Origin of the sequence: Pectobacterium sp. CHL-2024 (assembly GCF_044751765.1) — a bacterium.
Taxonomy (GTDB): Bacteria; Pseudomonadota; Gammaproteobacteria; order Enterobacterales; family Enterobacteriaceae; genus Pectobacterium; species Pectobacterium brasiliense.
This window is the reverse complement of sequence record NZ_JBIXKO010000001.1, coordinates 301,806-322,080: the sequence shown is the minus strand read 5'-3', so window position 1 is coordinate 322,080 and position 20,275 is coordinate 301,806. Positions and strand designations below refer to the sequence as shown.

Sequence of the window (20,275 nt, the reverse complement as noted above, 5' to 3'; positions counted from 1 at the left end):
CTTATTTGCTGGGTGGCTCACGGAATCCAATCAATCGAGTTCCATCTGCATTAAATCTCAAAGCACGCCCATCAGGAGCTGTTGCTTCAACCACAGTAATTTTCTGCTTATTTTCAAAAACAACTCTGGACTCAATCTTAGTATTTGTATTATTCAGGATTTCGTTAACTACTGTCTGAGCCTCTTGGTTTAAAACTGAAGCTTTTTGGCTGGAGTATGAATATACAGACCCCTCTCTGCCACCATGCTTCTGTAATGCTCGACCAGCATCCGTCATGCCATTTCGATTAGAAGCTGAAGCTGCTTGGTTAAGCTTATCTCTCGATGGAATATTTGAAGATACATCATCATTCCTCCGTGCATTCTCTTCGTCCTCCGGCCCCCAGCCGTCCGGCGTACCGGAGCCTGTGCCACCCAGTTCAGCTTTCTCACCTTCACTCAGGTTTTTACCCACATTCGGCTGGTCACTATCCTGTTCGGATTTATCCTTGTCACCGTTCAGGGCTTCACCTATAACCGCACCGGCTCCCGCCGCTGACACTCCGCCTGCCAGACCTCCGGGGCCTGCGCCCCCTTCCAGCCACGGATTCTTCGCACAAGCCATCGGCTCATGCGCACAGCTTATCGCCAGCGAGTTATTCTCAACCGCATTGCGCCCAGACTGCGCGCCGCTGGCGGCGGAAGCAGTGCTGTTGCTCGCCAGACCGGATACCAGCCCGGAGGCCAGCGTGGAAAGCGCGCTGACTGACTGCTTTTCCTCTTCCGTCAGGTCGTTCGCCGTCTTGCCGGGGTATTGCGCGGTCATAATCGCACGGGCGGCCAGTTCGCCGCTGGAGGCACCAATCGCCCCCGCGGCCGCATCCTGTCCCGACAGCTGCGCGACTACTGCACCCACCACCGCGTGCGCCATCGCGTTGGCCGCGATATCCGACGCCGTGATTTTGCTTTCGTCCTTCGGTATCGTGACGTCTTTCACCAGTTGCGCCAGATACGGTGATGCACCGCTGGCAATCGCTTTCTGAATGTCCCCGCCGGCCAGTGCCTGGATCGCCGCCGTGGCCGCCTGCGCCGCACGCTGGAAATCACTGCCTGTACCGTATTTCTGCATCTCGGCTTTATAGGTCGGCGATTCCGTCAGCGCCTTTTTATAGACCTCCCATTCCTTGGCCGAGTCACCGTCTTGCGGACGTTTGACTTTGGCGTCGCCCTTGGCTTCCGCCGCTTTCTGCGCTTTCAGTTCGCCTTCCGTGCGCACGATATCCATCACCTGCGCGCCGATTTCACCAATCAGCTGCGCCTGTTTCAGGCGTTTCTGCTCTTTCTCTTTGTTAAAGATCGGGCTGAGCGCGTTGTTCGCGTGCTCAACGTCACGGCTCAGCGTAGCGATATCCTGCACCTGCTTCGCCGTATCCCGCAACAACAAGGTGCCATCGCTCACCGCCGCATAGGTGGTGCTGGCGGCACTGCCGCTGTTACCCAGCGACATCAGCGCCGACGGGACCGTCATCGCCAGCGTCGAGAGCATACTGCCACTCATCGAGGGGCTGGCGCTGAGGCCGATGCCACTGTGCTCGACCTTGAACTCGGCTTTGTTGTTGAGCCCGCTCCAGCCGAGCGTCCCCGTTTCCAGCCGGTTTTTCTCTGCGCTGGCGGTGGAGCCAATCACTGCGGCGTCAAGCTGGGTGTGCTCACCGGTTTTTATACCAAATCCGTCTTTACCGGCAAAGAACCCGGTCTGCTGCTGCACGCTGTCATAGTTGCTGTGGATCTTGTCTTTGCTGGCACTGAGGTAACCACTGCCACTCATCGATCCCCAGGTGAAGCTGCCGCCGGCGGCCACGCTGGTCTGTTTGGAATCATAACGTTCGCTGTCCTGCTGACTTTGCAGCAGCAGATGACGCCCGGCATCAACATCAATGCGCTCGCCGTTCACCTGCGCCCCAGTCAGCCGCGTGTCGCGCTCGCTTTTCAGCGTAACGTGGTTACCCGCATCCACCGTCGTTTCTGACCAGCTATTGCCCGTCCCGGTTTCGCGCCCTTTCGCCGCATTAACGTTGGCGAAAATACTGAGCCCCGCGCTCCCGTTGCTTAAGCCCAGGCTGATGCCGATATTTCCGCCGCTGCTGCTGTTTTTACCACTGATGTCCTCGCTGTTACGCGCCGAGAGCAGGTGGATGTCCTGCGCCGCGTTCATCAGGACATCACCGCCCGCCTTAAGCTGGCTGCCCGCGACCGTGATATCCCCGGTGCGTGATTCAATGCCAATATCCCCCGCCGCATTGAGCGTCGAGCCAAAGCTCTGCTTCTGCTCGCTGGTCTGGCTGGAGCGTGAGTTTTGCGCCCCGAGAGAGATACTGACGCCGACAAAAGCCGCTTCCCCTTTGTTGTTCAGCTCGGACTGGCTACCCTGATAGGCCTGATACCCGGACAGCCCGGCCTTCATGCCCTGAAGCAGCGCCAGCCGGCCATCGCTTTCACTTTTCGCCGCCTGAAGGCTCTGCACCGCGCTGTTAAGCGCCGAGCCCACCACGCCGGACAGCGCCACGGTCAGACCCGCGGTTTTCTGCTGAAACTCCTGCTGCTGTTTGCGCGTGTCATAGCCCGGATCGATTGTGACATTGTTGCCTTGCAGGAAGATGTCTTTTCCGGCCACCATATCGGTACCGCTGATCGTGACATCGTTCCCGGCCTTCACCGTCACCGAGTCGGTCGTACTGCCGAGGGTGCTGATGCTCTGGCTTTGTGTCGCGGCCTGATCGCGCAGTTTCTGGCTCGTCGAGGTTGAACCGATGGTAAAACCAATGCCGCCGCCGCTGAACAGACCGCTTTTTTTCTTGCTGTACTCTTCATAGTTCTGGTAGTTCTCGATGCTGGCAGCGGTGTTGACGTCATTATTCGCCAGCAGCGTGACCTGTTTGTCACCGACCACGGAGGAGCCTTGCAGGTTGATATCCTGATTGGCCGCCATGGTGACACTGTCACCCGACAGCAGACTGCCTTTCTCGTTGGTCTGCAACGTTTCCTGCAGCGTATGCGTCACCGTCTTCGAGAAGGCCTTTTTCTTGACCTTCGTTTCTTCAAAGAAGGTGTGCTGCGTTTCGGTGGCCGACAGCAGGTTGATGTTGTTGCCCGCCTGTGCCGTCACCGCGCCGCTCGCCACACCCTGTGCCGCCTGCAGGTTGATATCTCTGCCCGCCTGCAGGTTCAGGCCCTTGCCCGTCGTTAATTCAGTACTCTGCTGGGTGATGTTTTGCTGCCAGTCGGCGTGGCGGTTCCACCAGTTGCCGCTGTAGGTCTCTTCCTCTTGAGACAGCAGGTTGAGATCGCGTCCGGCGGCCAGTGTCGCAGTGCCTTTGGCGTTCAGGCTGGCGGCTTCGGACAACACATCCCGTCCCGCCACCAGATTCAGATCGCCGCCGGTCAGAAGCTGGCTGTTTGCCACCTCCTGCGTGCGACGCTGTGCGGTGCTGCCACCCTGATACAGCGTCTCTTTCAGCGTATCCTGTGCCGTCAGGCGAATATCATTACCCGCTGCCAGCGTCAGCGCCGTGCCACCGGAAAGCGCGCTGGCATCAATCTGAATATCCTGACCCGCGACGGCTTTCAGCGTACCGCCCGCCGTGACGGTGCTGCCCTGTACGACCGTATTCAGCGCAGTGTTGCTGCTGCCCCAGCCGATATCGACGCGATTATTAGTCAGCGTCAGCGCCTCCATCGCCACATTGCCTTTGGCGTTCAGTGCCATGTCCTGCCCGGCGTTGAGCGTGGCCGCCACGTTGCGGATATCCTTGCCCGCACTGAGCGTCAGGCTGTTGCCCGCGACGATTTCGGCGGTTTTGCCCAGTTCGGTGAAGACCAGCGAGCCGGTGCCGCTGCGCGATGAGGTCGGCTGCGCGGTCTGGAAGTTGCGGCTTTCGGTGCGGTTGATGATGTCGCCGTTGATGCTGGCGAGCTGCAGCGTATTGCCCTCAATCCGGCTGCCGCTGTTGGTGATATTGTTGAGCGCCACCAGATTCAGGCCGCCGTCTGACTTGATCAGGCCGCCTTCGTGGTTATCAATCCTGTCGCCGCTGGCGATCGCCAGCACGTCGACCGCTCTGAGCGTGCCGCTGTTGGTGACGCTGCCGCCGGCGTTCAGTTCGACCTTGTTCGCGACAATCACGCTGCCCTGCAGGTTGCTTTTATCCGCCTGCGCCAGATACAGCTTCGGTGCCAGTACGGTCTGCCCGTTGACCTCGATATTTTCCCACCAGACCAGGCTCTGGCTGAGATTTGCGACCTGATCCGGCGTCAGACTGACGCCCAGTTGCAGGTTCATGCCTTTCTGCGCCGCCGCCGCGTTATCCAGCAGCGTCTGCATTTGTTGCAGATCGGAGCCGGTGCCGTTCAGGTAACGCTGCCCGCTCTGTTTCAATACCGCCTGGCTGATGTAGCGGGTATCAAACTCCGCATCCCCGAGGAAGCGGTAATCGTGATCCGCATCCAGATTCAGCTTATCGAGCAGATAGGACGAGCCCAGCACCCGGTCAGCCTGCGTCCACTGCGAGCGCGTCTCAACCGGCACCACCGTTGACGGCTGTTGCCCCAGCAGCGTCTGCAGATCGCTGAACAGCGCATTGTCGACCTGTCCCAGCTGTTCCAGTTTCGGGTTGGTGTGGATCAGGTAGCGGCTGTCGGCATTCGGGTCGACAACCAGCAGCCCGTTATTGCCGGTCGGCAGCGGGTACTCGGCAAGCGGGTTGGTGCTCAGGTTTTGCAGGCCGTTGCCGATGGCGCTCAGCAAGTCTGCGGCAGAAAGCAGTGGTGGCGCAGAAGGCGCAGTTCCGCCCGGCGGGGTGTCTGCACTGACCGTCGGCTTCGGTGCATCAATCGCGGCCATGCCCGGTGTAGTCAATGTGGCGGGAGTACCTACCGTGCCTGCTATCGTTACACCCGTTTCGGTATTGTCCACGTTAACCGGCGTCAGGCTCTTGCCCGCATCAGGCCGCTGGCCTGTTGACGTCAGCACAACGGCATCGGGGTTGCTGACATGGCCGGAGGTTGAAGGCTGTAACACCACCGCGTCGCCGGCGTTCAGCGTCAGCGGCCCAGCGGCATTCGGTGTCGTAATAGTCGCCGTGATGTTGTCCGCCTGCGCGCCGGTTTGCAGCGCAGTACCAGACTGTGGCGTCAGCGTGACCGCATCGGGGTTGCTGATATGACCGGAAGCAGAAGGCGATAACACCACCGCGTCGCCGGTGTTCAGCGTCAGCGGCCCTGCGGCAGTCGGCGCCGCGATGGCCGCCGTGATGTTGTCCGCCTGTGCCCCCGCTTGCAGCGCGGTACCCGCCTGCTGCGTCAGCGTCACGGTTTTGCCCGTCGCCGCCACGCCTGCGGCATTGCCCGCCAGCGTCGCCGGTCCGTTCCCTGCTTTGGTGACGTCGACCGCGCCCGCGTTAAACGACGAATCCTGACTGACCAGCTGGCGCGTGGTCTGTTTCTGCAACGGTGACAACGTGGTAATGGCATCCAGCACCGGTTTGGTGGACGCAGGCATAAACCCGCCGCTGCCCGGCTGCAGCGTGGTATTACTGATATCCTGTTTGAAATCGGCGGTAATGGTGCCGCCCGCCTGAATTAACGCGTTATAGCTTTCACCAACGGTTTTTTCAGTGGTTGGGGTGCCGTCTAGCGTATATGCTATATGATAATTGGTAGCGTAAAAAACATTCCCATATTGCTCTCTATCCTGATCCCCACCTTTTATAGAGATGACAGGTGCAGGCCCTTTGTAGCTATAGGTTAAATACTCAGTTACCTTTCCCGTTTGATAAGATTTATTATTTAATACACTGCCTATCAGAAGTAGGTCATCGGTTGAAATAACATTGGATGATATATTATTAAAATAGTCAGATTTTATATACGCTGCTTTGCCCGAAGAGATAACTGACTGAGTATTTACAACACCACCGATCGCCACTTCCTTTTGGTTAACAATGAATTTTTTCAAAGAATATGTATTATAAGGAGCATAATGCAAAGTATATTCGTCCCAAGATGTCTCATCAGCATGACCTGGGAAATATTCATGGGTGTAATAATATCCGAATTTATTTTCATCTATGTTATAGACATCAATATATTCAAAAATAGAAGAACCACCGACACCGCTAGGTAAATCAACGGGTCTTGATTCACTCTCCGTCACAACCAGTCCCTCACGCTGATTGGTCAGCGTACCGGTGTTAATAGTGATATCCCCGGATTGCGTTTCAATAGTGCCGGAGCTGTTGAGCAGCGAGGTACTGGCATTGCCCTGCGCATCGCGCTGCACCCACAGATTATTGCCCGCCAGAATAGTGCCGAACACGTTGGTCAGCGAGTCGGACAGCAGACGCATATTGCCGCCCGCATACAGCATACTGCTGTTGTGTAACACGCCGCCGGCCTGCACCAGCAGGTCACCCGTGGTGCCAATCAGTCCCTTGTTATTTAGCGTATTGTCGCTCACCAGCGTCAGATTACCACCCGCCTGAATGCTGCCCGCCTCCAGTTGCACGATGTCTTTCGCGCTGATACGCGACTCCCCGCCACCCGCCAGAATATTGCCCTGATGGGTCAGCGTACCGGTACTGGTCAGCTGGACGGATTGCCCCTGCAGGGTGCCGCGCTGGTCGAGGTCGCCCGCCACGTTCAGCGTCAGCTGTTTCCCGGCGGCCATGCTCTGGGTAAAGGTCAGCGGCCCGGTAATGTCGGCACTCAGGTTACCCAGAGCCACCAGTTGTCCGTCCTGCTGCAGCTCTTGCGTTTTCAGGCGCAAATCCTGTGCGCTGTAGAGCTTCGCCCCTTGCCGGTTAATCAGCCGCTGCGTCTGCAGCGCCAGCTGTGTCAGGCCCAGCAGCGTGCCGTGGTTGTCCAGTTCATCGGCGATAATCTCCAGTTCGCCCGCCTGCACCAGTCCGTTATTCACCCACTGCGGAATTTTCAGCGTCAGTTTATCCTGCGCCATCAGGCTGCCCTGCTGGGTCAACTGCGCGGTGTTCACCGCCAGCCCGCGCCCCTGCAGCCAGCCGAGGTTCTCGACCGCCGCCGCGTTGAGCGTCGTGGTGCCGTCGGATAACAGCTGTCCGCCCTGCTGGTTGACGATGCGGTCTGTCGCGTCCAGTTGCAATGCCGCGATGCCCTGCACCGTGCCGCCGTTGGTGATGGTATTCCCCGTCAGCGTGGTGGTGGTGGCTTTGATGTCGCCCTGATTAGCCAGCGTCGCCGCCTGCACGCTCAGCGTGCCGTCGCTGCTTAAACGCGCCTGCGGCGCATTGCTGAACTGGCCGACAACGGTGGCATTAAGCGCACGGTCGCCGCGCAGGGAGCCGTGATTGTCGAGCGTCTCCGCCCCTAGCGTCAGTGTGCTGCCCTGTATCTGCCCGCGATTGAGGATGTCATGCGCCGTCAGACTCAGGTCACCGCCGCTGACCAGCTGACTGCCCTGCGCGCCCTGATAGGTCCCGCTCAGCTGCAGCGTCCCGCGCTGTACGCCCAGCAGATTGCCCTGCTGTTCCAGGTCACGGGCGGTCAGGTGTAACGCGTCCGACTGCCACAGCCCCTGATTGTTCAGCACATCCGTCGTCAGTTCCCCGGTACCGCCGCTCAGCAATCGTCCCGTTGCCAGGTTATCCACGCGGTCGGTGAGCTGCAGCGTAAAGCCGCCGACGCCCGTCAGCGTGCCGCCGTTCTCCAGCGTCGTGCCGGTTAACGTCACCGCCCCCTGCGAGAACAGTTCGCCCTGATTGTTGAGTGCGTCGCCGTTGAGCGACAGACCGTTCAGCCCCGCCACCGTGCCGCTATTGCGGAACGTGTCACCGTCCAGCGTCAGCGTGCCCGCCTGCCATAACCCGGCGTTGTCCGCCTGTTTAGCCTGGAGCGTGGCCGCACCCTTGCTGAGCAACTGACTGCTTTTATCGCCGACATAGCGCAGTACGTCGAGCAGACGCAGCGCATCGGTGCCCTGAATACGACCCTGATTGTCGATTTCACCCGCGCGCAGTTGCAGGTCGTTCGCCTGCAGCGTACCGGCATTGCGCAGCGAACCGCTGTCGAGGCGGCCTGCGCCGTTGGTCAGCAATTCCCCACCGGCGTGGTTAATCAGTTCATCACGGTTGGTGACCGTCAGGCCGCTGCTGCCCAGCACGCGTCCGCCGTTATCCAGCGTCCCCGTGCTCAGATTCAGCGTGCCCGCGGCTATCTCACCGCTCTGCGTCAGACGGCCAGCCGTGATAACGGCCTCACCGTCGCTCAGCAAACGAGATCGTGCATTCCCCTGATAAGTGCCCGGCAAATCAAGACGCAGCCCGTCCTGACCGAGCAGCGTGCCGCCGTTTGTCAGGTCGTTTGCGGACAGTTCCAGCGTCTTGCCCTGCCAGAACCCGTCGTTAATGACCGCACCCGCCTGCGCCTGCAGGGCCCCGTTGGTCAGCAACTGACCGGTACTGCCAACCGTCAGGCCGTCACGCAGCTCTAGCGTGATACCGCGCTCACCGATAACCGTGCCGGTGTTGCTGAATGCCCCCCCGTTCAGCGCCAGTGCCCGGCTTTCCCAGCGTCCGCTGTTGTTGAACTGATTACCGCGCAGCGTCAGCGTATCGGCGGTATGCAGCAGGCCTGCGCCCTGATAGTCGCCAGTGAGCGTCAGCGCCCCGTCGGCAATCACGCTGCCAGTGTTGTTTATCGCACCGCTGTCAAGCGTCAGCGTACCCACGCCGGACACGGTGCCCTGATTGTCGAGCTGGCTGGCACTCAGCCAGCCGTCACCGCCGGAGAGCAGTGTGCCCTGATTGGTTAATCGGCTGGTCGGATGGGTACGGTCCAGCGTGATGGCTAACCCGTTATCCCCCTGCATCCGCCCGCGGTTGGTCAGTTGCTGGGCGTCAACCGTCAGGCGGTCTGCCTGTGCGTCGCCATCGTTTGCCACCGCCGCCGCGCGCAGTACCGCGATGCCCTGCGACAGGAGTTTCCCGTTTTGCTGATTCGTCAGGCCGTTGTCGGCGCTCAGCGACAACGCATCAATACCAAAAATCTGTCCGCTGTTAGTCAGCTCGCTGGCCTGCAGCGTGAGGTCGCCCGCCTGCCACTGACCGTGATTATCGACCCGATCCGCCGTCAGCGTGCTGGTACCCTGACTCAGCCAGTTGCCCTGATTGCGTGCCGTCCCCGCAATCGCCAGCGTCAGCGCATCGACACCCAGCATCTTTCCGTGGTTATCCAGCGTCTGCGCGTCCACCGTCAGCGTGCGCGCTTCCAGCGTCCCCTGCTGGTCGATATGATTCGCGACGATACCCAATGTGGTGCTGCCGCTGATTAAACCGCGGTTATCCAGTGTATTACGCAGATCGAGTTGCAGATCGTCCGAGCCCAGCACCTGTCCGTGGTTGAGCACGTCCTTCGCGGTGATACCGATGCGCTGGCTGGAGAGGTCACCGGTGTTGGTCAGGGTGCCGTCCAGCGTCAGTTGCAAACTACTCGTGCCATTAAGCAGTCCGCCGTTGGTCACGTCGCGGGCGGCAATGGCAAGCGCCTGGCTGTTCAGCGCGCCCTGATTATCCAGCTGATTGCCAAGCTCTAGCGTCAGCCCGTTCACGCCCGTCAGAGTACCGTGGTTGAATACGTCATTGGCTTTGAGCGTCAGCGCATTGCTGCTGATGTCACGCGTGTTATTCAGCGTTCCGTTTAGGTTGAAAGCCAGGCTGTCCACGCCCGTCATCGTACCGCTGTTGGTCAGGTCGGTCGCGTTCAACGCCAGGACCGCCCCGTACAACGAGCCCTGATTATCAAGGTTATTGCCAACGGTCAGTTCGAGCTGGTCGAGGCCGTTGATTTTCCCGCGGTTGTCCAGCCTGTCGGCCTGCGCGGTCAGGTGATAACTGCTCAACGCCCCCTGATTGGTTAAGGCGTCATCCAGCGTCAGTTGCAGACCGTCAACGCCGGTGATGTTGCCCGCGTTGGTCAGCGTGTGGGCAGCAATCGTAGCGAGCGTGCTCCACAGTGTGCCCTGATTAGCGACATCACCGTTTGCCAGCGTCAGCTTCAGTGAGTGGTCGCCCTGAATATGACCGGTGTTGGTCAGTTGCTGCGCGTCCAGCGTCAGGCTGTCCGCCTGCCATTCACCCTCGTTGCTTGCCTCGGCCGCGTTCAGCACAGCCAGCCCCTGAGTGAGCAGTTGGCCGGTTTTCGCATTGTCCAGACGGTTTTTCGCCGTCAGCGTCAGCGCCGACAGCCCCAGCAGCTGGCCGACATTCCCGACGTCATCGGCCGTCAGCGTCAGCGTGTTGCCCTGCCAGCGCCCGTCGTTCATGACCGTGCCCGCCTGCGCCTGCAGGGCCCCGTTGGTCAGCAACTGGCCGGAGCTGCCGACCGTCAGGCCGTCACGCAGTTCTAGCGTGATACCGCGCTCACCGATAACCGAGCCAGCGTTGTTGAACGCCCCCCCGTTCAGCGCCAGCGCCCGGCTTTCCCAGCGTCCGCTGTTGTTGAACTGATTGCCGCGCAGCGTCAGCGTGTCGGCGGTATGCAGCAGGCCAGCGCCCTGATAGTCGCCAGTGAGCGACAGCGCCCCGTCGGCGATAACATTACCCGCGTTATTTATCGCACCGCTGTCGAGCGTCAGCGTACCCACGCCGGATACGCTGCCCTGATTGTCGAGCAGGCTGGCGCTCAGCCAGCTGTCGCCGCCGGAGAGCAGCGTGCCCTGATTGGTTAACCGGCTGGCCGGATTAGCGCGGTCCAGCGTAACGGCTAACCCGTTGTCCCCCTGCATTCGCCCGCGGTTGGTCAACTGCTGTGCCTCAAACGTCAGGCGGTCTGCCTGTGCGTCGCCGTCGTTTGTCACGCTCGCCGCGCGCAGTACCGCGATGCCCTGCGACAGGAGTTTCCCGTTTTGCTGATTCGTCAGGCCGTTGTCGGCGCTCAGCGACAACGCATCAATACCAAAAATCTGTCCACGGTTGGTCAGCTCGCTGGCCTGCAGCGTGAGGTCACCCGCCTGCCACTGACCGTGATTGTCAACCCGATCCGCCGTCAGCGTGCTGGTACCCTGACTCAGCCATTTGCCCTGATTGCGTGCCGTCCCCGTAATCGCCAGCGTCAGCGCATCCACGCCCAGCATTTTTCCGTGGTTATCCAGCGTCTGTGCGTCCACCGTCAGCGCGCGGGCTTCCAGCGTCCCCTGCTGGTCGATATGGTTCGCAACGATACCCAATGTGGTGCTGCCGCTGATTAAACCGCGGTTATCCAGTGTATTACGCAGATCGAGTTGCAGATTGTCCGCGCCCAGCACCTGCCCGTGGTTGAGCACGTCCTTCGCGGTAATATCGATGCGCTGGCTGGTGAGGTCACCGGTGTTCGTCAGGGTGCCGTCCAGCGTCAGTTGCAGGTCGCGCGTGCCATTAAGCAGTCCGCCGTTGGTCACGTCGCGGGCGGCAATGGCAAGTGCCTGGCTGTTCAGCGCCCCCTGATTATCCAGCTGATTGCCGAGCTCCAGCGTCAGCCCGTTCACGCCCGTCATCGTACCGCTGTTGGTCAGGTCGTTTGCGTTCAGCGCCAGCGCCGCGCCGTACAGCGAGCCCTGATTATCAAGGCTATTGCCAACGGTCAGTTCAAGCCGGTCAAGGCCGTTGATTTTCCCGCGGTTGTCCAGTTTGTTGGCCTGCGCGGTCAGGTGATAGCTGCTCAGCGTACCCTGATTGGTTAAGGCGTCATCCAGTGTCAGTTGCAGACCGTTAACGCCGGTCACCTCACCCGCGTTGGTCAGCGTGCGGGCGGCAATATCGGCGTACTTGCTCCACAACGTACCTTTATTGTCTACATCACCGTTTGCCAGCGTCAGCTTCAGTGACTGGTCGCCCTGAAGGTGCCCGCGGTTAATCAGGTTCTGCGCGTCGAGCGTCAGGCTGTCTGCCTGCCATTCACCGTCATTGCTCGCCTCGGCCGCGTTCAGCACTGCCAGCCCCTGAGTGAGCAGTTGGCCGGTTTTCGCATTGTCCAGACGGTTTTTCGCCGTCAGCGTCAGCGCCGACAGTCCCAACAGCTGGCCGGCATTCCCGACCTCATCGGCCGTCAGCGTCAGCGTCTTCGCCTGCCATTGCCCACGGTTTTCCAGTCGGCTGGCGGTCAGCGTACTGTCGCCCTGACTCAGCCATTTTCCGCTGTTGCGCGCCGTGGTGTTAATCGCCAGCGTCAGCGCATCGACACCCAGCATCGTGCCCTGATTGTCCAGTGCGTTCGCCTGCACCTGCAACTGGCGGCTTTCCAGTGAACCCAACTGGTCGACCTGACTCGCCTCCAGTTGTACCCGCTGGCTGCCGCTAATCAGGCCGCTATTGCGAGCCGTCTCCTGCAGCGTCAGGTGCAACGTATCACCGGAGAGCTCCCCCTGATTGAACAGGTCTGTCGCCGACAGCCCCAGCGTCGCCCCATAGATCTGCCCCTGATTGGTCAGGCTATCGGCAACAGTCAGTTGCAGTGCCTCAACCCCGGCGATTTCGCCGCCGTTAAACAGGCTATCGACCGTGATGTCGGTGCGCTGCCCCAGCAGCGTGCCCTGATTGTCCAGCGCGTGTCCCTGCAACTGAATGGCATTCGCCTGCCAGCGCCCGCGGTTGGTGAGCGTGGTGCCGGACCAGTCCAGCAGGCCGTCAGTCTGCAGCGACCCGCGGCCCTGATAATGGCCCGCAAGTGACAGTCCGGTGACGGCCACGATATCGCCGTCATTCTCCACCGTCTCCCCGATAAGGGTTGCCGTGCCGTTGCTGGCGAGGGAGCCCTGATTGGCCAGTTGCGTGGCGCGCAGCTGGATGTCGCCCCCGGAGACCAGCGTGCCGCGGTTGTCCAGTTTGCCGGCGGCGGGGAATGCATTCTGAGGGGAAGGCTGCGCGTTGAGTTGCTGGATATCCGCCGCCAGCGACAGCGCCATTGGCAGGAATGAACGTTGATGAGGGGCACCCACGGGTTCTATGGCGATGTCCATATTACCTTCGGTCTGAACCCGTCCTGCGTTGGTGAAGCGAGCAGCCCGCAGCGACAGGCTATCTGCCCGCCACTCGCCGTGGTTCGCTGCCTGCGCAGCCTGTAACACCGCCGCGCCCTGCGTCAGCAGTGTGCCGGTTTGCTGGTTGGTCAGCCCGTGCTGTGCGGTGATGGACAGCGCGTCAATCCCCAGCAGTTGCCCGGCATTCACGATATCGTCGGCCTGCAGCGTCAGACTCCCCGCCTGCATCAGCCCGCTATTGTCCACCTGCTGAGCGGCAACAGAACCGTTGCCCTGCGTCAGCACATTCCCACTGTTTGTGACCGTGCCCACGATGGCGAGCGTCAGCGCATCCACGCCCAGTATCTTGCCCTGATTGGCCAGCGAGGCGACGTCCAGCGTGACGGTTTTTCCTTCCAGCGTGCCGCGCTGTTTGACGTCACCGGCTGCCACCGCCACAGACTGGCTGCCGCTGATGACGCCCGCGTTATCCAGCAGCCCGGTGGTGTTCAGTTGCAGAGTATTGATGCCCTGCATGTCGCCGCGGTTATTCACCTCTGCCGCCGCAACCGACAGGCTGTCGCTGCGCAACGTGCCGATATTATTCAGGCTGTCGCCGAGCGACAGCGTTAGCGTGTCGACACCGGTGATGTCGCCGTGGTTTGTCAGTTGTTCCAGAGACAGCGCGACCGTGTTCCCCAGCACCGTGCCCTGATTGGTCAAGTGCTTCCCTTGCAGGGACAGCGCCCGGCTTTCCCAGTGCCCGCCGTTAACCAGCGTGTCGCCGTGCAGCGTCAGTGTGCCCGCCGTGTTCAGCAGGCCGCGGCCCTGATAGTCGCCGCGCAGCGACAGCCCCGTCGCCGCCACCACTCGCCCGTCGTTCATCAACGACACACCGGTCAGCTCAGTACGCCCTAGACTGGAGAGCGTGCCCTGATTCTCCATCAGGCGTGCGAACAGCGTGGCATCCCCGCCCGAGGTCAGCGTGCCGCGGTTGATTAACGTCCCTTTGCCATCTGTCGCGGGCAGCGTCAGGGATAAGGCGTCATCGCCCTGGATCTGGCCGTCATTGGTGAGATTATTCGCCATCAGCGTCAGCGTTTTCGCCTGCCAGTCTCCGGCATTGACGACCTCTGCTGCGGTGAGCGTCGCCGTTCCCTGAGACAGCAGCTTGCCCGTCTGCCGGTTGGTGAGCCCGTTGGCCGCCGTCAGCGTCAGCGAGGACACGCCGAGGATGTTTCCCGCGTTGTCGAGTTCATCCACCTGCAGCGTGACGTTTTTCGCCTGCAAGGTACCGTGATTGATAAATCGTTGCGCTGACGTGGTGCTGTCACCCTCGCTCAGCAGCTCGCCCTGACTGGACAGGTTGCCGGTTATCGCCAGCGTCAACGCATCCGTGCCCCGCAGCGTGCCCTGATTATCGAGCTGTGCCGCGTCCACATGAAGCGCATTACCCTGTAGCGTACCGGCGTTATCCAGATGGCCGGTCAGGAAGAGCGACAGACTATTGATACCGCTGACCGTACCGCGGTTGTCGAAAGACGCGCCCTCTGTCGTCACGGTTAACGCCTGCAGCGTGCCCCGGTTCTCGGTCTTCGCCGCCTGAAGACGCAGCGTCTCCCCGCTGAGCCAGTCGCCGCGATTGGTAAAGGTATCGGCGACGGTCAGGTTCACCGCCCCCTTCGCCTGTGCCTGTCCGCTATTCGTGAGGGTATTGGCCTGAATCGTCAGGGCATTGCCCAGCAACGCACCCGCATTGCTGGCGACATCGCTGTGAATGGTCCAGTTGCCTGCCGTCAACAGGCTGCCGCGGTTGTCCAGTTGCCCGGCGGTAATCTGTCCGTCGCCGGTAAGACTGGTTTTTCCCGTATTGAGCCAGCGTTCGGCATTCAGCAGGAACTGCTGCGCCTGAATCGCACCGTCGGTCTCCGCCTGTCCCGCGTTTATCGTCAGGTCGGTGCCCGCCAGCAGCGTACCGCGGGCGGACTGCGTCAGTGAACGCGTGGCGTCCAGCTGCAGTGCGTTGTCAGCCTGCAACGTGCCCTGATTGGCGAGCGTGTCGGTGTGCAGCTGTAAGTCAGGGGCGGTGAGCGTGCCATCATTGCTGAGACGGTCAGCGGTTATCTGCAGGGTGTTGCCCGCCTGTATCAGGCTGCGGTTATCCAGTGAGTCACCCAGCGTCAGCGCCAGTTTTTCACCCGCGCTGAGCGTGCCGCGGTTCACCAGACTGCCGCCGTGCAGCGCCAGCATCTGCCGGGCGTTGATAACGCCGTGGTTTTCGCTCGTCTGGCTGGTCAGGTCAAGTGCGTTTGCGGTCACCTCGCCCTGACTGGTGAAGCTGTCAGCCTGTGCGGTCAGCGTGGCGGCCTGCAGCGTGCCGCCATTGGTGATGCTGTCGGCCAGCAAAAACAGCTGATTATCGGTCAGAATGTTGCCCTGATTGTTCAGCACCGCCTGCAGTTCAAGTTTTACCTCGTACCGGGCGCTGAGCAATCCGCGGTTGTCCAGGCGCTGCGCGTTAACCGTCAATCGCTCGGCCGCCGCTAATGTGCCGCGGTTCGTTATGTCACCGCCGCTGAACGTCAGCGCCTGCCGCGCAGCGATATCGCCCTGATTATCCAGCGTATCTAACGTCAGCGTGAGGGTTTTCCCCGCCAGCGTACCTCGCTGTACCAGACGTCCGCCCTCAACACTCAGCGTATTGCCCGCAGTTACATTCCCCTGCCAGTCGCCCTGCTGCGTGACGCGCACCATGGCGTTGTTCTTCGCCTGAAGCTGGGCGCTGCCGGCACCGTTAAGGGTCTTTGCTTCCAGTCGCACGTTTTCCGCGCCCGCGCTGCCCGCCAGCGACACCGTGTCGCCGCGCATCTCAAGCGCCGATTCTGCCTTGATGCCGCTTTGCGCATCCTGCTGCAGCGATTGCCCCGCCTCGACCGCCACCTTGCCGGCGGCAAGCTGGGTCGCGTTAAGAGTGACATTGTCACCTTTGAGAGAGAGTTGATTGGCAGAGTTGACCGTGCCCTGTGCATCCACACCGGCACTGATGAGACTGTTTTGTGCGTTCAGCGTCCCGTCTGACCGGAGAGCGATATCCTTCCCTGCTCGCAGCGTGGCGTCCTGCACCGTGATGTCCTGCTTCGCGTTCAGCGTGAGCGCATCACCCGCCTGCTGCTTGCCCCGCAATGCCAGCGCGTCCGCATCCGCCTGAATATTCCCTTTCCCCACCGCATCGCCGAGGCTGAGCTTGCCGTTGGCCGACAGTGTGATATCCCCGCTGCGCGCGCTCAGATTGCCGACGTTAACGCCCACACCCTTATCGCTGGAAACCAGTTTGATGCGGTTGGTGTACATTCCGCCCAGCGCGCCCGTATCCAGCGCGACTTTTACATTACTACCAGCCACGTCGCTGTCCGCCGCCTGCGCGGTGACCGTGCCATTGGCATCGACCTGATTAGCCCCCAGCACAATCCGGGTATCGTTGGCATTCAGCCCGGCATCAATCTGCGCGGTACGGGCAATCAGGCTGAGGTAGTCACTCTTGCTCGCATCCAGCCCCTGCCCGGTCAGCGTGATATCGCCACGCTTCACGTCGATATGTTGCAGATTTCCCTGCGCGTCCAGCTGCGGTTTACCGGTGGTCAGCGTCACCTGCGGGGCATTGATAAAGCCGCAGCCGTCGCAGGTAATGCCGTTCGGGTTGGCAACAATCACGCTGGCCTGCTTGCCACCGACTTCCAGATAGCCCGCCAGCGTACTGCGGTTGGTGGACACCACTTCGTTGATGATGGCGTCGGCGGCCTTGCCCTTCAGGTTAGGGTTGTTCTGGATCAGCCCGCCGAGCTGCGTGGGATTGAGCTGTTCTGTGCCGTTATTCAGGATCAGACCGGGCTTGTCGACGTTAAAATCGCGGTACTGGTTGTGGGAGATCCCCGCGCTGTTTGGCGTGGCGATATTGATGACCGGGACGCCGTTGCCGGCCTGATCCAGCGCGGTATTGCCCGTCGCCACCTGCACCCCCGCCGCCATGGCTGGCAGCAGCGGCTGAAATGCAATCAGGTGGATCAGCGTATACGCCAGCAGGCGCTGTGTGATTTTTATTGGTTTCATCCCTGATCCCCGGTCTCAACAATTAACAACGAAAAATGAAAAATAGTTAAAAAGACAGCCCAACGCGGTAATACACCACGGCACTATCCGGTTTTAGCCAGTCAGGATGTGCCAATGGCCAGCCAACCGTGATTTGTTGTGATAGATATTGATTCGCGACACCTGCCCCTACCGCCGCGCCCCACAGAGTGCCCGCCGATTCGCTTTCGGCCTGATGTGAGAAAAGATGCCCACCGTCCACCGCCGCCGTCAGGGTGACGCTGCCCAACAGCGGCAGCTGCGCCGCCCGCCAGTTGAGTTCGTTGCGCCAGTAACCACCGCGATTGCCTGAGATATACTGTTCCTTGAAACCCCGTACGGAGGTTTCCCCGCCCAGCGTGACCTGTTCGCTGCCATACAGGCGCTGCGGTGAGTACTGGCCATAGAGGTTGGTGAGGTAATGGAGGTTGTCTGCGATCGGGTAGTAATAACTGGCCGCCAGCGTTACCTTGTTGAACTCAGCGCGGAACGCATCGTCAGATTTCCCTTCATCGCTTTCTGCACCGAACCAGCGCGTTCCCCGGCTATAAGCCGGATTCAGCGTCGCCAGCCCGCCCCACAGCTTCTGGCTATGATTGATGCCAATAATCGCACTGCTGAGTTTACGGCTGCTGATTTGCAGTAATACATCGTTCAGGTAATTCTTTCCGATACGGTGCGACAGGCCCGCCGAGAGGCTGGTTTTCATGTCGCCGTTGCGAAACACCACGCGTGACAGCGTGGCGCGGTGCGTCTGACTGTCGCCGGTTGAATGCCAGAGAAAATCCCGGTTGATGAAGTCATTGCGATAGCGGCTTTGCGAGTAGTCGTAGCTGAGCGTCCAGTAACCATAGGGCAACGACACGCCCGCCTGTAAGCTCTCGACATTGCGGCTATCGCGAAACTCGCTGCTGTGCCCGCCGTTGACAAACCACTGGTCGGCCAGCCCCAGCACGTTATCCGCCCACAGACCGCCGCTTAGCTGCCGCTCTCCGGTGCTTTTCTGCCCGCTATTATCAAAACCGATGTTTGCCGTCAGCGGAATCTGTTTCTTACTGGTCAGGTTGACGATGGAATAGCCGGGCTGGCTGCCAGGCTGAATTTCGATGCTCACCTGCTGCGTCGGCATGCGGTTGAGCTGTTCCATGCCCTGTTCGATATCCCGGAGATTGAGAATTTTGCCTTCCAGCCCCGGAAAAACCTGTTTTAATGCCCACGTTGATTGGTTATTAAGATTAATAGATTCGAGACGGCCTTCCAGAATATCGATCTGTAATACGCCGCCAGAAAGATCTTGCTCAGCAATAAAGGCGCGACTGGTGATATAACCCCGTTCGATATACCAATTACTGACGTCATGAATCAGCTGATTTATATCATTAACATTGAGACAACGATTAATATAATCTTTATTTAACCTATTTTTATCTTTTTCACGCAGCAGGGAGCTATTGTGATAAGTAATATCCTTAATGAAAAAGCAGTGCCCGGCATCGCTTCTGTCATTGGGATTTATCGTCGTTTGAGGTTGATTTAATTGTAATAAGGCATCGCGCTGCTGCCGAGACTGGTCGATCACTTCGGCCTGCCGCTGCTGAATGTCATTTCGGTCTGCCGGATTAAGCGACGCGGAAAATACGGTATAAGAAAATAGCGCAGGCATGATAAAAATCAGCCTGAAAAAACCACGCATGGCTTCATCCCTGATAATAATTTTTTTGGCATAGTAGAACCGTTAATTACCAAGCTCAATATGTCAGGTAATATATAATTTTATGACAATGGGTTTGCGTTAAGTCGCGATAAAATACTTCCTTAACCAATAATTTTAGGTTGGTTACACCTCGTCATACCCTACTGCGCATTTCATGACCTTTTCTTGTCGATTCTTCACCCGTGCGATCTCTCACCCCATAGCCTCGTTGATGCATCATATTGTATATTAACGCCTCATCGCCGCGAGCCGTTGCGGTGCGAACTCATGTTTATCTCATCACGTTGCGTGGCGCTTCTCTCTGGGGGAACAGTGAATTATCCAATTGGGCAGATCAATCACAGCTATCTGGGTTCCAGCGTTTATACCATGCTGCGTGAGGCATTAATTACCGGCCAACTCAAACCGGACGATCGCCTGAGAATACGGGAACTCGCCGCACAGGTTGGTACCAGCGTCACGCCGGTGCGAGATGCGATCCTGCAACTGGCGAAAGAACAGGCGCTGGTGCTCAAGACGCCGCGCGATATCCGCGTCCCTCAATTGACCGAGGCCCAGTTTATCGAGATCCGCACATTGCGGCTGGCGCTGGAAGGCACGGGAGCCGAGCAGGCTGCTGCGCACATTACGCCGAAGATGCTGGCGCAGATTGAAGAGAATATTCGCCAGAATCGTCTGGCGATTGACGAGAAAAATCTACGCGAAGCGCTGCGGTTAAATAGCGAATTTCACCTGTTTCTGGCGCAGGCGGCGCGTATGCCGCTGCTGACGCAGTTTATCGGTAGCCTGTGGATGCGCACCGGCCCGCTAATTGCGCAGGCCTATGCGCATTTTTCCGTGCAAATGGCGATCGAACATCACGAAGAGGTCTTCGCGGCACTACAGCAGCGCGATGCCAGCGCCGCTCGACAGGCCATCCAATCCGATATTCTGGACGGCAGTGAAACGATGCTGGCCTTTATTGCCATCGATCAATAGCATGACGTGGCTCAACCGCGCTACGCCGCCATGAGTCGTGGCAACAAGCCTCGAATCAGCAGTCGGGTTTCTTTTGCCTGACTGATAAACGCGGGCAGCAGCGCGGTAAAGCTGGGTTCATCGAGCGATTCAACGGTGTGCTGAGTGCACAAACGCAGCGTCGTATTCTCATCCAGCGCCAGCCAGCAGCCTTTCATCGCCGCCATTTCAAAGTTAAGCATCAGCATGAACTGATACACCGCCGTGCTAACATCCCCCTGAAATCGCATCACATCGCTGTGTAATAGCAGTACGCCGCTGCTGGCGGGGACTTCCAACACCACCGCCTCCTGACCGTCAGGTTCGCGTAGTGCACAGATACCGTCCTGCAAGCCCAGTTGGGTACGGCTGAGCGCGCCGTAATGACGTAATAACCGAGTAATATGCTGTTGTGTGGGTGTCATTCTGTTCTCCTGTAA

Annotated in this window: 4 protein-coding genes; 1 reads left to right on the top strand and 3 read right to left on the bottom strand. The window is 59.5% G+C overall.

Going from position 1 to position 20,275, the window contains the following annotated elements:
* Position 1 precedes the first annotated feature (1 nt).
* Positions 2–17,107, bottom strand: coding sequence for a hemagglutinin repeat-containing protein (locus tag ACIPUG_RS01325; RefSeq protein ID WP_400337001.1), 17,106 nt, complete (start codon positions 17,105–17,107; stop codon positions 2–4).
* A 46-nt stretch (positions 17,108–17,153) separates the two neighbouring features.
* Entirely contained in the window at positions 17,154–18,818 is a 1,665-nt protein-coding gene (locus ACIPUG_RS01320; RefSeq protein ID WP_400336999.1) for a ShlB/FhaC/HecB family hemolysin secretion/activation protein, read from the bottom strand.
* A gap of 333 nt (positions 18,819–19,151) precedes the next feature.
* On the opposite strand from ACIPUG_RS01320, the gene ACIPUG_RS01315 reads away from it, so the two are divergent.
* On the top strand, positions 19,152–19,817 hold the full coding sequence (locus ACIPUG_RS01315; RefSeq protein WP_400336997.1) for a GntR family transcriptional regulator: 666 nt from the start codon (positions 19,152–19,154) through the stop codon (positions 19,815–19,817).
* Between the two features lie 20 nt (positions 19,818–19,837).
* Here the strand turns inward: ACIPUG_RS01315 and ACIPUG_RS01310 are convergent, their stop codons facing one another.
* Positions 19,838–20,260, bottom strand: a complete 423-nt coding sequence (locus tag ACIPUG_RS01310; RefSeq protein WP_320698594.1) for a type III secretion system chaperone — start codon at positions 20,258–20,260, stop codon at positions 19,838–19,840.
* Between the last annotated feature and the right edge of the window lie 15 nt (positions 20,261–20,275).

What these genes read in the sequence shown, in the direction of transcription:
- ACIPUG_RS01325 (WP_400337001.1), bottom strand. Translation starts at nt 17,107, where the DNA reads ATGAAACCAATAAAAATCACACAGCGCCTGCTGGCGTATACGCTGATC.
- ACIPUG_RS01320 (WP_400336999.1), bottom strand. Translation starts at nt 18,818, where the DNA reads ATGCGTGGTTTTTTCAGGCTGATTTTTATCATGCCTGCGCTATTTTCT.
- ACIPUG_RS01310 (WP_320698594.1), bottom strand. Translation starts at nt 20,260, where the DNA reads ATGACACCCACACAACAGCATATTACTCGGTTATTACGTCATTACGGC.